Origin of the sequence: Cytobacillus oceanisediminis (genome assembly GCF_022811925.1) — a bacterium.
Taxonomy (GTDB): Bacteria; Bacillota; Bacilli; order Bacillales; family Cytobacillaceae; genus Cytobacillus; species Cytobacillus oceanisediminis_D.
The window spans coordinates 4630371-4643900 of sequence record NZ_CP065511.1 but is presented as its reverse complement, the minus strand read 5'-3'; the positions used below and the strand labels follow the sequence as shown (position 1 = coordinate 4643900).

At 41.1% G+C, this 13530-nt stretch carries 14 protein-coding genes; 12 read left to right on the top strand and 2 right to left on the bottom strand.

What is annotated here, in order from left to right:
* The first annotated feature begins 65 nt into the window (after window positions 1-65).
* Window positions 66-1661, top strand: a complete 1596-nt coding sequence (locus tag IRB79_RS23295; RefSeq protein WP_243505304.1) for an amidohydrolase — start codon at window positions 66-68, stop codon at window positions 1659-1661.
* Between the two features lie 130 nt (window positions 1662-1791).
* Window positions 1792-2727: an EamA family transporter RarD gene (rarD, locus tag IRB79_RS23290; protein ID WP_243509632.1), complete on the top strand. Its 936-nt coding sequence runs from the start codon at window positions 1792-1794 to the stop codon at window positions 2725-2727.
* A gap of 34 nt (window positions 2728-2761) precedes the next feature.
* Here the strand turns inward: rarD and IRB79_RS23285 are convergent, their stop codons facing one another.
* Window positions 2762-3562 carry an NAD kinase gene (locus IRB79_RS23285; RefSeq protein ID WP_243505302.1) on the bottom strand — a complete coding sequence of 267 codons (801 nt, stop codon included), beginning with the start codon at window positions 3560-3562 and terminating at the stop codon, window positions 2762-2764.
* A gap of 254 nt (window positions 3563-3816) precedes the next feature.
* Between IRB79_RS23285 and sppA the strand changes: the two genes are divergently transcribed.
* The 9 genes from sppA to IRB79_RS23240 all read left to right on the top strand — a co-directional run bounded on the left by sppA (window position 3817) and on the right by IRB79_RS23240 (window position 11444).
* Complete coding sequence (sppA, locus tag IRB79_RS23280) at window positions 3817-4827, top strand: signal peptide peptidase SppA (RefSeq protein ID WP_243505300.1); 1011 nt, start codon at window positions 3817-3819, stop codon at window positions 4825-4827.
* A 15-nt stretch (window positions 4828-4842) separates the two neighbouring features.
* Entirely contained in the window at window positions 4843-5430 is a 588-nt protein-coding gene (locus IRB79_RS23275; RefSeq protein WP_243505294.1) for an RDD family protein, read from the top strand.
* A gap of 83 nt (window positions 5431-5513) precedes the next feature.
* Window positions 5514-6209, top strand: coding sequence for a DUF2953 domain-containing protein (locus IRB79_RS23270; RefSeq protein WP_243505292.1), 696 nt, complete (start codon window positions 5514-5516; stop codon window positions 6207-6209).
* A gap of 16 nt (window positions 6210-6225) precedes the next feature.
* On the top strand, window positions 6226-6690 hold the full coding sequence (gene ytfJ, locus IRB79_RS23265; protein ID WP_243505290.1) for a GerW family sporulation protein: 465 nt from the start codon (window positions 6226-6228) through the stop codon (window positions 6688-6690).
* 127 nt (window positions 6691-6817) lie between these two features.
* Window positions 6818-7318: a thiol peroxidase gene (tpx, locus tag IRB79_RS23260; RefSeq protein WP_243505288.1), complete on the top strand. Its 501-nt coding sequence runs from the start codon at window positions 6818-6820 to the stop codon at window positions 7316-7318.
* 130 nt (window positions 7319-7448) lie between these two features.
* Window positions 7449-8432 carry a class I SAM-dependent methyltransferase gene (locus tag IRB79_RS23255; RefSeq protein ID WP_243505280.1) on the top strand — a complete coding sequence of 328 codons (984 nt, stop codon included), beginning with the start codon at window positions 7449-7451 and terminating at the stop codon, window positions 8430-8432.
* Between the two features lie 291 nt (window positions 8433-8723).
* Window positions 8724-9911, top strand: coding sequence for an acetate kinase (locus IRB79_RS23250; RefSeq protein WP_243505278.1), 1188 nt, complete (start codon window positions 8724-8726; stop codon window positions 9909-9911).
* 140 nt (window positions 9912-10051) lie between these two features.
* Window positions 10052-10891 carry an EcsC family protein gene (locus tag IRB79_RS23245; protein ID WP_243505276.1) on the top strand — a complete coding sequence of 280 codons (840 nt, stop codon included), beginning with the start codon at window positions 10052-10054 and terminating at the stop codon, window positions 10889-10891.
* 40 nt (window positions 10892-10931) lie between these two features.
* Window positions 10932-11444, top strand: coding sequence for a MogA/MoaB family molybdenum cofactor biosynthesis protein (locus IRB79_RS23240; RefSeq protein ID WP_221878605.1), 513 nt, complete (start codon window positions 10932-10934; stop codon window positions 11442-11444).
* A gap of 128 nt (window positions 11445-11572) precedes the next feature.
* Here the strand turns inward: IRB79_RS23240 and IRB79_RS23235 are convergent, their stop codons facing one another.
* The gene (locus IRB79_RS23235) at window positions 11573-11887 is read right to left on the bottom strand and encodes a hypothetical protein (RefSeq protein WP_095244878.1); all 315 of its coding nucleotides are present in this window, start codon (window positions 11885-11887) and stop codon (window positions 11573-11575) included.
* Window positions 11888-12129: 242 nt separating this feature from the next.
* Between IRB79_RS23235 and pbp4b the strand changes: the two genes are divergently transcribed.
* Window positions 12130-13521: a penicillin binding protein PBP4B gene (gene pbp4b, locus IRB79_RS23230; protein WP_243505274.1), complete on the top strand. Its 1392-nt coding sequence runs from the start codon at window positions 12130-12132 to the stop codon at window positions 13519-13521.
* Window positions 13522-13530 lie beyond the last annotated feature (9 nt).

Here is a 13530-nt window from a genome sequence, read left to right as displayed (position 1 = left end):
CCGCCTGTATTTTTGTTATACTATGGTAAATGTGAACTTTTAGTATATTAAAGGAGAAAAGATTTATGGGAACGCTTTGGCATGGGGGCTCGATTTATACCCTTCAGCAGGAAGGTCATCAGATAGAGGCCGTTTTTACAGAAGGCAGCCGTATCATTGAAATTGGCGCCTTGAGAGAGTTAAGAAGCAAATATAAAGAAGAGGTTCAAAAAGAGATAGATCTGCAGGGAAGCACCATGCTGCCAGGATTTGTGGATAGCCATATGCATCTAATCGGGCATGGTGAAAGGCTAATAAGGCTCGACTTATCTAAGCACACATCAAAGCAGGAAGTTCTTATGGCTGTAAAGGAATTTTCAGAGACCATAGAAGAGGGAGAGTGGGTCATTGGGGAAGGCTGGAATGAAAATTTATGGGATCAGCCGGAACCTATTTATGCTTCAGAGCTTGATCAATTTGTTCCGAATCATCCTGTCATGCTGAAACGTGTGTGCAGACATGCCCTTACAGTGAACTCCCTTGGATTAGAAAAAGCAAATATTACTGAAGATACTGAATGTCCTCCAGGAGGAGTAATCGATAAAGATGAATATGGGAAACTAAATGGAATTTTGAAAGACCAGGCCCAGGAGCTTTTATTTAATGTGATGCCGGCTGTCTCAGAAAGCTATTTAAGGAAGGCACTTCATGCTGCCATTAAAGATGCCTATAAGCTTGGACTGACAGGGGGACATACTGAGGATCTCAATTATTATGGAGGATTCAGCCAAACTTATCAGGCTTTCAAACAGGTAATAGAGGAGGATGGTCTTCCTTTCCGTGCACATCTGCTTGTTCATCATGAAGTTGCAGATGAAATGAAGGAATCAGGCGGAGGGTTTCTAGAGGGAAGTAAACATATAGAGTTTGGGGCAATGAAGATATTCGCCGATGGAGCCCTGGGCGGAAGAACAGCTTTATTAAGCCATCCGTATGCAGATGACCCATCCACTTCGGGAGTTGCCATTTTTTCACAGGAGCAGCTTGATGGATTAGTGGAGAAAGCCCGCAAGCATGAATTGCCGGTTGCCGTCCATACGATTGGAGATTTGGCATTTGAAATGGCATTAAATGCGATAGAAAAGCACCCATTGGAAGGTTTGGGACGAGACAGGCTGATTCATGCACAAATATTGCGCAAAGAACTTATAGACAGGGCTAAAAAACTGCCATTAATCCTTGATATCCAGCCAAGATTTACAGCATCTGATTTTCCATGGGTGATTGACCGCATTGGTGAAGAACATATGGAGTACTGTTACGCTTGGAAGACACTTCTGAAAGAAGGGATACATTGTGCAGGAGGCTCTGATGCACCGATTGAGCCGGTCAATCCGTTTCTTGGAATTCATGCGGCTGTTACAAGAACAAATATAGATGATCCGCACAATACAGTCTATTATCCAAGTGAAGCGTTAACTGTTTATGAAGCAGTATGCTTATTCACAAAAGGCAGTGCATATGCTGGATCCCATGAAAATGATAGAGGTGTAATAAAAGAAGGGTATCTGGCAGATTTCACCATATTAAATGAAGATATCTTTAAAAAGCCAATAGGGCACATTGCCGCCATTTCAGTAAACAAAACCGTTATTGACGGAAAAATAGTATACGAAGCATAAGTGAAAGTGCCAGGCACCTATTCCAGCAGGTGCCTGGCATCGTTTTAGCAGGAAAAAATGATTGCAAACATTTTTATGGCAGATTTATAATATAAATATTTCGATACTAGAAAGAATTGAGGAAATGGCAATGAAAAATAATGAAGTGCAAACGGGAGCTCTATACGCAGGGTTTGCTTACTTTTTATGGGGCATTCTCCCGGTTTATTGGAAGTTTTTAGATCACGTCCAAGCAGATGAGATTTTGGCAAACAGGATTTTTTGGTCGTTTTTCTTTATGCTGGTGATTTTGCTGGCTTCAAAGAAATGGAATGCTTTTGCTGAAACGCTAAAAGGATTTAAAACAAATAGAAAACAGCTTTACGCCCTTGTAATTGCCTCCCTTTTGATCAGCACCAACTGGTTTTTATATATTTGGGCGGTCAATACCGATCAGATGATTGAGGCTAGTCTTGGCTATTATATTAATCCGCTCGTAAGTGTGATTCTGGGCATGGTGGTTTTTAAAGAGAAACTATCACCTGCGCAATACGTATCTTTTGGATTTGCGTTTGCAGGGGTTATGATTTTGACTGTCAGCTATGGGCGGTTTCCCTGGATAGCCATTGTCCTCGCTTTATCCTTTGGCCTTTATGGGCTAGCCAAAAAGCTCATAAAGGTAGATTCTGCAGTTGGTTTAACGCTTGAAACACTTGTAGTGACCCCGATCGCATTTATTTATATGATTATGCTTTTTATGGATGGCAAACAGGCATTTCTGCATGTTTCGCTAAGCTCCGACTTGCTCCTTATAGGAGCAGGCGCAGCCACAGCAGTGCCGCTATTGTACTTTGCCAAAGGGGCACAAAAGATACCGATGTCCATGCTTGGTTTTCTGCAGTATATTGCGCCGACCATTACGCTGATTCTGGGGATCTTCGTTTATCATGAGCACTTTACAAAACTTCACTTGCTTTCCTTTATGTTTATTTGGCTGGCCTTAACGATTTACTCTGTTTCAAGGACAAAACTCTTTGTCCATTGGGAAACAAAACTAAAGCGCGGAAAAGGTATTGGCATAGAGTAAAAAGAGTTTCGCACCATCATGCGAAACTCTTTTTTTATAAAAATGTCCTCTTAACCTTTTCCCAAAAGGAATTGTCTTTCAGTTTTACGGTTTTAATGATTTTGTCGCTAAGTTTAATATCAATCTTTTCTACATGCTGGATGCTGAGGGCTTCGTTGTCCATTCCCATTGTAGGATGGTCGTTGCCATCTTGAACCACCTTTAGGGTCAGCTTTCTGTTTCCGCTCAGGATAAAGGAAGAGCCGAGAGTGCGATAGCGATTAGTATTCAGTGAAGCGAGTTCGCTCACCTGCATGCAAGGAAGCAGCGGGTCAACAACAGCTCCATTTACAGATTTATTATAGGCTGTGCTTCCAGTTGGGGTGGCAACAATCATTCCGTCCCCGCGGAACGTTTCAAAATGAAAATTATCAATAAAGACATCGATTACAAAAGTTTTAATTATGGCAGAACGGATGCTGAATTCATTTAAGCACTGAAACGATGTCTGGTCATCAACCGTAACATCAATAGTGGGATAGCGTCTTACTTCTACTTGTTCATTTGTCATTGCCTCTACCATCTTGTCGGTATCATCGAGATGGAAATCACAGTACAGGCTCAGGCTGCCGGTAGTTGAAATCCCGGCATACAAACAATCATCCCTATAGCCAGTTTTGCGGACAGCCTGCAAAAACGTTCCGTCTCCCCCGATGCTTACAATGATATTGGCTTGTTTGAAGTCATTAACAATGGTAAAGGCATGCTCTTCAGCCAGGCTATAAAGCGGTGCTACTTTTTCCATCGTTGCTTCATCTTTTTTGTGATAAAAGTATATATTGCGTCTTTCAGGCATATTCATTCCTCCAAACAGTAATAAAGGTTGTGGAATTCCAGGGGGGAAAATGTCCTTGATGATTTTCTTTCCCAAATAATTCATATTTTGCTATGATTATGGTTGCCTGAGTTCAGTTTACCTTTTTTTGAAACATTTTAAAAGTTTATACGTATGAAGAATATGTGACGAATAGGTTTTCTGGGAATCATAATCATTCAAAAAGGCGGCTGGTTATGTTGAAGGAGAAAGCATATTAAAAGGAGGATTTCAAAATGAATGGAAAACGTTGGGCTGCACTGGGAATAGCAGCAGGTCTGTTTGTTTTTTCAGTTGTGCTGAACTTTGTGACTGCATTTGCATTTACAGATTTTGAAAGCTCGGTTAATGAACTGTTTGCAGGAAGCAATGAAGCATTTTTGGAAGAAGTCATTGAAGAGGGAAATGCACAGAAAAAGATAGCCGTGCTTGATGTAAATGGAGTGATTCAGGATACCGGAGATGCAGCTTCTTTATTTGCAAGCCCGGGATACAATCACAAAGGATTCATGGATAATCTTGAATATGTAAAAGAAGACAGCACAGTAAAGGCGATTGTCATTAAGGTTAATTCTCCAGGCGGAGGGGTAGTGGAAAGCGCCGAAATACATGATAAGATTATTGAAATTCAAAAAGAAACAAAGAAGCCGGTATACATATCAATGGGATCAATGGCTGCATCAGGAGGCTATTATATATCCGCTCCGGCTGACAAGATTTTTGCGAGCCCCGAGACATTGACCGGTTCGCTGGGTGTTATCATGCAGGGCTATAATTATGCTGGGCTTGCTGAAAAATATGGTGTCGAGTTTGTAACGATTAAGAGCGGGCCATATAAAGATATCATGAGCCCTACCAGGGATATGACAGATGAGGAAAGAAAAATCCTTCAATCCATGATTGATAATTCATATGCAGGGTTTGTTAAAGTCATCTCGGAAGGCCGCGGACTAACTGAGGCGCAGGTGAAGGAAATTGCGGATGGCCGTATTTATGACGGACGGCAGGCAAAAGAACTGAATCTGATCGACGGTTTTGGCTATGGCGATGATGTAATCGAACAATTAAAGAAAGACCATAAATTAAATGGTGCCCAGGTTGTAAAGTACTCTGAGAATTTTGGGTTCGGCTCCATGTTCAGCATGGGAGCGAGAAAAATCATGGGTGATGACCTGGAAATGGCGGGAATGATGAAATTGTTATCTCAGCCAAACTCACCGCGTTTAATGTATCTTTATGCTGAATAAGGAGGGGGAGAGAAGATGACCTCAAATGATCAGAATGAAAGAGAGCTTGCCCGTCCTGATTCATTGCAGGATGAGGGCAGGAATAAGTCATCCTTTGATGAAGCAGATCCTGCTGTTAACGAAACAATCACACAAGCAGAAACCCTCCCCATTCAAAAAGCTGCAGAACCAATCAGGTTTGCCGGGTTTTGGATGAGATTTTGGGCTTATCTTTTAGATTTAGTTGTAGTTGGCAGTGTTGACCGGATATTGGTTAATCCAATTTTTAGAGCACTGGATATTCCTTTGCATGAAAGCAATTTGTTTGCTCCGATTTCCATAGCTACTGCTATTACGTTTTATGCCTATTTTGTGCTGATGACCAAGTTTTTTGGCCAGACACTCGGGAAAATGGTATTTGGTTTAAGGGTAGTAAATCTTAAAGGAAAAAAACTGACATGGAGCACAATTTTGTTCCGTGAATGGATCGGCCGCTTTATATCAGCGACCATTTTTGTCGGATATGTAATTGTAGCATTCCTGCCGAAGAAACAGGGACTGCATGATCTTTTTGCAGATACCTCCGTTGTTCATGAAAGGCAAAATGAACAGGGCTATAATTGAGAAATGGAAGCCTGTCACCGCTTGGTGGCAGGTTTATTTTTTTAGAGTTGGGCATAATACAAAGCTGAAAGGGTGTGAAAAAAGTGAAGTGGCTTCTGATTGCCGTAATTGCTCTCATACTTCTTTTAATTCTAATCATGGCAACAAAACTGAAGATATATTTTCATTTTTACCATGGAAATGATAATGACCATGTGAAAATCCAATTCAAAGCCTGGTTCGGACTGATCAGGTACAAAATTGAAGTCCCTCTAATAAAAGTGGATGATAACTCGCCAACTATTGTTGTTAAGGAAAAGACGGCTGCTGGACCACAGGAGAATGCTCCTAAAAAAGATACAACGCAATACTCCGCAAAAGATCTTATTGATAGCTTGCATGATACAAAAGCAATGATAAATCATATCGTGTCTCTTCACAAAATAATACGGAAATTTCTCAAGCGTGTGACCATCCGGAATCTTGAATGGCATACATTTGCTGGTCTTGGGGATGCAGCCCATACGGGAATGCTTACTGGGGCTCTTTGGGCGATAAAAGGGAGCATTATTGGATTAATAAGTCATTATATGAAACTGAAAACGCCTCCCAGCATCACCGTAACTCCCCATTTCCAATTTTCCGTCTCACAAACGGCCATTTCATGTATGATTCATTTTCGTGTCGGGCATGCTATGTTAGCAGGAATTAAACTGATCAAATATTGGAAAGGCGGACGGCCGGATTTCAGGACAAAGCCGCTTTCTGCCTTATCTGATGATGGTACTAAAACTGTCTAAAAAAGGAGGAGCAAGAATGTCTGACCATCCTATTCAAGGGCTTATGACAACTGCCATGGAAAACCTGAAAGAGATGATTGATGTTAACACCATAATTGGGGATCCAGTAGAAACCCCTGATGGAAGTGTAATTTTAACCGTTTCAAAGGTGGGCTTTGGCTTTGCCGCAGGAGGAAGCGAGTTTATGCTTGATGGACAATCAGGCGAGGAAAAGGGCCACCCGTTTGGCGGCGGAAGCGGCGGCGGTGTCTCCATCACTCCAATCGCCTTTTTGATTGTCAATTCTCAAGGGGTGAAAATGGTTCATCTGGATGAAAGCACTCATTTATATGAGAAAATTCTTGACCTTGCTCCACAGGCCGTCGATAAAATTCAGCAAATGTTCAATAAGAAAGACGGAGGAACCGGCAATCAGCAAAGCCAGCCTCAGGATCAAAACAATGATGAGTACAGCGGCAAGAAACAAGACCTTGATATCTAAGAGAAGGAAGTTAACTTTCCCAGGGAGAGTTAACTTTTTTCTTGGAATGTATCCTTAATAATTGCAAAAAAGATTCTGAAAAGATATGATTTACACTGTACATAAGTGATTAAGGAGGACGATTTAAATGGCATCTATTACGTTCAAAGGAAATCCTGTAACATTGCTGGGCAATGAAGTAAAAGTTGGAGATAAAGCTCCTGAATTCAAGGTGCTGGCAAATGACCTTTCTGAAGTAACTCTTGCTGATTCAAAAGGGCAGGTGCGTCTAATCAGCGTAGTTCCTTCTATTGACACGGGAGTTTGTGATGCGCAGACACGCCGTTTTAATGAAGAAGCTTCCAAGCTCGACAATGTTAAGATTCTTACTGTAAGCGTGGATCTTCCATTTGCTCAAAAACGCTGGTGTGCAGCAGCAGGCATTGAAAATGTTCAAACCGTTTCCGATCACCGCGGCCTTTCTTTCGGTGAAGCTTATGGGGTTGCCATCCAGGAACTTCGCCTATTGGCTCGTGCCGTTTTTGTTGTCGATTCAAATGACACAGTTACATATGCGGAATATGTAAGTGAAGCAACAGATCATCCAAACTATGAAGCTGCAGTGGAAGCTGCTAAGCAAGCGAAATAATTATACGAATATTTAAAGCTCCGGATTTGTTCCGGAGCTTTATTATTTTACGTCCCTTCAGCACCAAACTTGTGAATAAAACAAAAGCCCGTTAAAATAGGAAAAAGAATAAGGACGGGAGGAATAAGCTGTGAAAATAACTCCAGTTGAGGATTTATTTACCATTTTAAACGAAACGGCTACTATTATGCAGGAAGAACTGCATTGTACATACTTGGAAGCTCTTGCAGAAACAGGAGAGAATCTATTCCATGAAAGCATTCTTCAGGATGAGCTCAGCGAATTAACAGTTAAAAGGCTTAGGAAGAGTTATGAATCCATTGACTTAAGCAGCTGCACAAAAGAAGAGATTAGAAAATCCTTTCAGCTTGCCATATTAAAAGGCATGAAAGAAAACGTCCAGCCTAATCATCAAATGACTCCAGATGCAGTGGGCATGCTGATGGGGTATCTGGTCGAAAAATTCATTCAGGAAAAAGGTTTCCGCCTGCTGGATCCTGCAGTAGGAACAGGAAATTTATTGACAACCGTTATGAATCACCAAAAGGATAAAACGGTTGAGGCAACTGGGATTGAGATTGACGACTTATTAATTAAGCTTGCTTATATAAATGCCAATTTACAGGAGCATCCCATTCAATTTTTTAACCAGGATAGCCTTGAGCCCCTGTTTATAGAAGCTGCTGATGCTGTAGTGAGTGATCTGCCTGTTGGCTATTATCCGAATGATGTCCGTTCAGCTGAGTATAAGTTAAAAGCAGATGAGGGACATTCTTATTCTCATCACTTATTTATTGAGCAGAGCATGAATCATGTGAAATCTGGAGGTTATCTATTTTTTATCATTCCAAATGGGCTGTTTGAAAGTGAGCAGGCACCAAAGCTGCATGAATTCCTTAAGGAGTATGCCTATATTCAAGGTTTGGTACAGCTGCCGCTTACCATGTTTAAAAATGAAAAAGCGGCCAAAAGCATATTTATCCTTCAGAAAAAAGGGGATGGAGTCACTCCGCCTAAGCAGGCCCTCCTGGTCAACTTGCCCAGCTTATCCAAAACAGCAGAAGCTGAAAAAATACTCAAGAAAATTGATGTCTGGTTTAAAGAAAGCAAATAAGGATAAACGAAAAGAAGCCGAGCATTTTGCCGGCTTCTTTTTTAAATGTATTAATATAGGGAAGTATCAGAAAATATTTAATTTATCATGAAAACGATACCATTGCAAGGTGCTTCTTGAAATGTATTGCTTACAGTGTTTAAATGGAAAATTGAGAGATATTAATTGTGGCCGATGCACAAAATAAAGTTGTATTACTTTTTGTGTCGTATCACACATTGTTATATAAAAGTATGGGTTTGGAGAGACAAGTCAGTCCCTTTGAACATCTTCTAAAGGAGCGGTAGCTTTATGGCAAAAATCATAGCAATCAATGCCGGCAGTTCTTCGTTAAAATTTCAATTATTTGACATGCCGAGTGAAGAAGTAATTACGAAAGGCTTAATCGAGCGTATTGGGCTGGATAACGCAGTCTTCAATATTTCTGTAAATGGCGAAAAAATTAAGGAAGTAACTGATATACCTGATCATTCAGTAGCGGTTAAAATCCTGCTTGATAAATTAACAAATCTTGGGATTATTAAATCTCTTGATGAAATAGATGGCATTGGCCATCGTGTAGTACACGGCGGTGAGGCATTCAACGATTCTGTAGTCATTACGGATGAAGTGCTTGCGAAAATAGATGAACTTTCTGAACTTGCACCCCTTCACAACCCGGCTAATATTACGGGAATTAAGGCATTCCAGCAGGTTCTTCCGAATGTGCCTGCAGTGGCAGTATTTGATACAGCCTTCCATCAGACGATGCCTGAAAGCTCATTCCTATATAGCTTGCCATATGAGTATTATGAAAAATATGGCATCCGCAAGTATGGGTTCCATGGCACTTCACATAAATATGTATCAGAGCGTGCTGCAGAAATGCTTGGCCGTCCGCTTGAACAGCTTCGCCTCATCTCCTGCCATTTAGGGAATGGAGCAAGTATTACAGCTATTGAAGGCGGAAAGTCAATTGATACTTCCATGGGATTCACTCCGTTAGCGGGTGTTACAATGGGTACCCGTTCAGGGAACATTGACCCTGCACTTATTCCATTCATTATGGAAAAGACGGGCAAGAATGCAGATGAAGTTCTTGACGTTCTTAATAAAAAGAGCGGTATGCTTGGTGTTTCCGGATTCTCTAGTGATCTTCGCGACATTGAAGTTCAAGCTGTTGAAGGAAATGAAAGAGCAGAATTGGCTCTTGAAGTATTCGCAAACAGAATCCACAAATATATTGGATCCTATGCATCCCGCATGTATGGCGTAGATGCGATCATCTTCACAGCCGGAATCGGTGAAAATAGTGATGTTATCCGTGATCGTGTTCTTCAGGGGCTGGAATTCATGGGCGTATACTGGGATCCTGCATTAAATAAAGTGCGCGGTGAAGAAGCGTTCATTAACTACCCTCATTCACCAGTTAAAGTCATGATTATCCCAACAAATGAGGAAGTCATGATTGCACGTGATGTTGTGAGAATGTCTAAATAACATTCATAACAAGGCAAGGGCTTAACGCTCTTGTCTTTTTTGTTTTTATCGAGATTTATTGCCCATCAGGCGGAAAGAGAATTCATCATCTGACTTATGCTATACTGAGTCCAAGAAAAAATGTTTTGGGAGGAATTGCGATGCCATTGAACGAAAGGGAAGAAAGTGTTTTGGCCGGTATTCAGGAGTGGGAAAACAAGCTGTTGAATTATGAGCCCAATGATTTGGAAATGGTTTATGATAAATCATTGGAAAGGTCTTTTTCACTATTGCCTGAAGAAGTTCAGCAGCAATTTTTTTCAGCAATGGATAGCTGGCTGTTTCATCTTCATGCGCTTATTCAAGGCTCACAGCTTCAAATGGATGCGAAAGAGCGCATTTTGACGGCAGGCCGTGTTTTTCATTCTGATATTGAGACGATTGAAGACCTTAAGCAATTGAATATCGACCAGCTTCAATACATAGCTCAACAGCAGATTGCCCGGCATCGCCTTTATTCTTTTGCACAAGGCGGCATTGCGGGTTCAGGCAGCTCACTCATGCTGGGTACAGATATTCCTGCTATGGCGGTTATTAATCTTCGTGCCGTCCAGCTGATTGCCATGACCTATGGTTTTGAGGTCAATACTCCATTCGAAATGATGAGCTCTCTTAAGGTTTTTCACGCAGCCACACTGCCGCCGCGCATGCAGGGCAGTGCTTGGGAAGAACTGATGAACGAGCTGAAGAATCAGGAAGAATTCTATTTTTATGAAGGAAAAGAAGAATTGACTGATATAACCTGGATTGAACAGCCAATGAAGCAGCTTTTTAAAGCAATGGCTATTTACTTTTTCCGCAGAAAGTCAGTACAGGGAATTCCGTTCATCAGCATGGCCATTGGAGCCGGGACAAATTATCAGCTGACAAGAAAAGTAACAGATTTCGCTCATAAATATTATCAAATGAGATATTTGCATAGAAAAAACATTCAGCAGTGAACTCCCGGATTACTATGAATTTAAGCAAAGGTGATGCCAAATGAGTACATTCGAGCATAAAAAAGAGGCCCCAAAAGAAGTTAGATGCAAAGTGGTCACCGTAAGTGATACGAGAAATAAAGAAACAGATAAAAGCGGAAAGCTGATGATCCGCCTGCTGGAAGAGGCGGGACATGTCATAGCTGACTATGAAATCGTCAAAGATGAAGGAAATCTCATTCGTGAGGCCGTATTAAAAGGGTGTGAAAACCCCGGCATTGATGCTGTCCTTACAAATGGAGGCACAGGAATTGCGTTAAGGGACGTGACTATTGAGACAGTAAGAGAATTATTTGATAAAGAAATTGACGGATTCGGCGAATTGTTCAGGATGCTAAGCTACACGGAAGATATCGGGTCTGCGGCCATTCTTTCACGAGCTGCTGCAGGCACAGTGCAAAATAAAGCAGTTTTCTCAACACCAGGATCATCCGGGGCTGTTCGCCTTGCGATGAATAAGCTGATTCTGCCTGAACTCGGGCATATCGTCAGGGAACTAAGAAAAGATTTATAAAGGGCAAAAAACCTTTCCGCCGCGGAAAGGTTTTTTTAAAATGATAGGGAAGTATAATTTTTAACTTCGAGAACTGTCTAGTGCAAGCAGCCTGGCCCCACGAGGTGTGGGGGCGCTTCCGCTTTTCTTTATGAATGCATTTTCCCTGTAATATCCTGATTCGTTCGATACCATAGCCACAGATCATTTATGACTGATGCCAGTTCTGAAATTTCACTGTTGAGTCTGCATGATCTTTCGAAATTGCCCTCATCTGATAGCTCAGCCTGTTTCCTGTTGATGTCCGCTTCAAGCTCGGCAATGCGGTCAGGAATCCTGCCTCTTATTTTTTCCCATTGAAACAGGATCATCTGCTGTGTTTTTGGTGAATATTCATCCCAATCCCGGTCAAAGGCGGGTATGGGAATGCCAAGACGGCCATTATGTGAAAAATGCTCCTCCATTATTAATCCCCCAAACGATAAATCTTGTTTTTATTTTACTATAAAGGTGTTTGCGGTGCATGAATGTTTTAGTATTCAATCTTTTTCTGCAGATACTACTATGGAACTAATGTAAAGATAAATGAACTTGGTTCACAAGTACTGATTTAATAGAAAGGCTAAGGTATTGGTTTACAGATTTAATAGATATCGAATAACATATTGACTATTAAGAATATTAAAACAATTAAAAGGGGGAGAATATGAAAAGGTTTATAACACATTTAACAGTTTTAGGCCTAGTGCTGGGTTTGCTTTTGCCTTACCCCGTTGCAGCCCTAGGAGAAGAATTGGGCAGAACAGGAAGCAGCAGCTCAGAAGAGCAAGTATTTAAACATAAAAAACCATTAGAATATCCAACCTTGTCAAAAGCAAAGCGCCCTGAGGATGCAGGCTTTTCTTCCAAAAAGCTAAGAGAGGTTGATAAGCTGATCGAGGGAGAAATAGAAAATGGTTTTCCAGGAGCAGCTTTAGTCGTAATTAAAGATGGCAAGATTGTTAAAAACTCCGCATATGGTTCAGCCAAAGTCTTTGATGAATCTGATCCGTTAAATCACCCGCAGAAAATGAAGACAAAAACCATGTTTGATTTAGCATCAAACACGAAAATGTATGCCGTTAACTTTTCACTGCAGCTTCTTGTCAGTGAAGGAAAGATCAATCTTGAAGAAAAAATTCAGCATTATTTTCCTGAATTTAAAGATTCAGCGGACGATGAAATAAAAGGGAAAGGTGAACTCCGGATAATCGACTTGCTCCACCATACTGCCGGATTTCCTTCAAGCATCCATTATCATAATCCTGAAAGGGCGGGAGAATTGTATTCCCAGGAACGCAGTAAAACGCTTTCCATGATTTTAAAAACACCCCTTCAGTATGAACCTGGCACCAAACAGGTTTACAGTGACATTGACTATATGCTGCTGGGATTTATTATTGAAAAAATAACGGGAGTGCAGCTTGACCATTATACTGAGAATCATATCTATAAGCCCTTAGGGTTAAAGCATACTTTATTTAATCCGCTTCGCAAGGGATTCAAAGAAAAAGATTTCGCAGCAACTGAATTACACGGCAACACCAGGGATGGGGTCATTTCCTTCCCTAATATCCGGACCTATACTCTTCAGGGAGAGGTTCATGATGAGAAGTCCTTTTATTCAATGGATGGAATATCCGGGCATGCAGGCCTCTTTTCCACAACTACAGATCTTGCTGTCCTGATGCAGGTGATGCTTAATGATGGAGGCTATGGAAATATAAAGTTATTTGATAAACGAACAATTGATGAGTTTGTAGAACCTTATGATATGAATCCTACATATGGGTTAGGATGGCGTTTGAACGGAGATCCAAGTATGGAGTGGATGTTCAGCAAGTATGCTGGGAAAGAAGTATTTGGGCATACAGGCTGGACAGGAACGGTAACGGTGATAGACAGAGAAAATAATTTAGCTATTGCTCTCCTGACAAATAAAAAACATTCTTCAGTCATCGATCCATTAAAAGATCCGCATAAGTTTCAAGGTGACACATACAGCATCAGTCAATATGGAAGTGTAATCTCAGCTGTTTATGAAGCATTAAATCACTAAACTATTGCA

What these genes read in the sequence shown, in the direction of transcription:
- IRB79_RS23275 (WP_243505294.1), top strand. Translation starts at nt 4,843, where the DNA reads ATGACCTCAAATGATCAGAATGAAAGAGAGCTTGCCCGTCCTGATTCA.
- IRB79_RS23235 (WP_095244878.1), bottom strand. Translation starts at nt 11,887, where the DNA reads ATGGAGGAGCATTTTTCACATAATGGCCGTCTTGGCATTCCCATACCC.
- IRB79_RS23245 (WP_243505276.1), top strand. Translation starts at nt 10,052, where the DNA reads ATGCCATTGAACGAAAGGGAAGAAAGTGTTTTGGCCGGTATTCAGGAG.
- pbp4b (WP_243505274.1), top strand. Translation starts at nt 12,130, where the DNA reads ATGAAAAGGTTTATAACACATTTAACAGTTTTAGGCCTAGTGCTGGGT.
- IRB79_RS23295 (WP_243505304.1), top strand. Translation starts at nt 66, where the DNA reads ATGGGAACGCTTTGGCATGGGGGCTCGATTTATACCCTTCAGCAGGAA.
- IRB79_RS23285 (WP_243505302.1), bottom strand. Translation starts at nt 3,562, where the DNA reads ATGCCTGAAAGACGCAATATATACTTTTATCACAAAAAAGATGAAGCA.
- ytfJ (WP_243505290.1), top strand. Translation starts at nt 6,226, where the DNA reads ATGTCTGACCATCCTATTCAAGGGCTTATGACAACTGCCATGGAAAAC.
- IRB79_RS23240 (WP_221878605.1), top strand. Translation starts at nt 10,932, where the DNA reads ATGAGTACATTCGAGCATAAAAAAGAGGCCCCAAAAGAAGTTAGATGC.
- rarD (WP_243509632.1), top strand. Translation starts at nt 1,792, where the DNA reads ATGAAAAATAATGAAGTGCAAACGGGAGCTCTATACGCAGGGTTTGCT.
- sppA (WP_243505300.1), top strand. Translation starts at nt 3,817, where the DNA reads ATGAATGGAAAACGTTGGGCTGCACTGGGAATAGCAGCAGGTCTGTTT.
- tpx (WP_243505288.1), top strand. Translation starts at nt 6,818, where the DNA reads ATGGCATCTATTACGTTCAAAGGAAATCCTGTAACATTGCTGGGCAAT.
- IRB79_RS23250 (WP_243505278.1), top strand. Translation starts at nt 8,724, where the DNA reads ATGGCAAAAATCATAGCAATCAATGCCGGCAGTTCTTCGTTAAAATTT.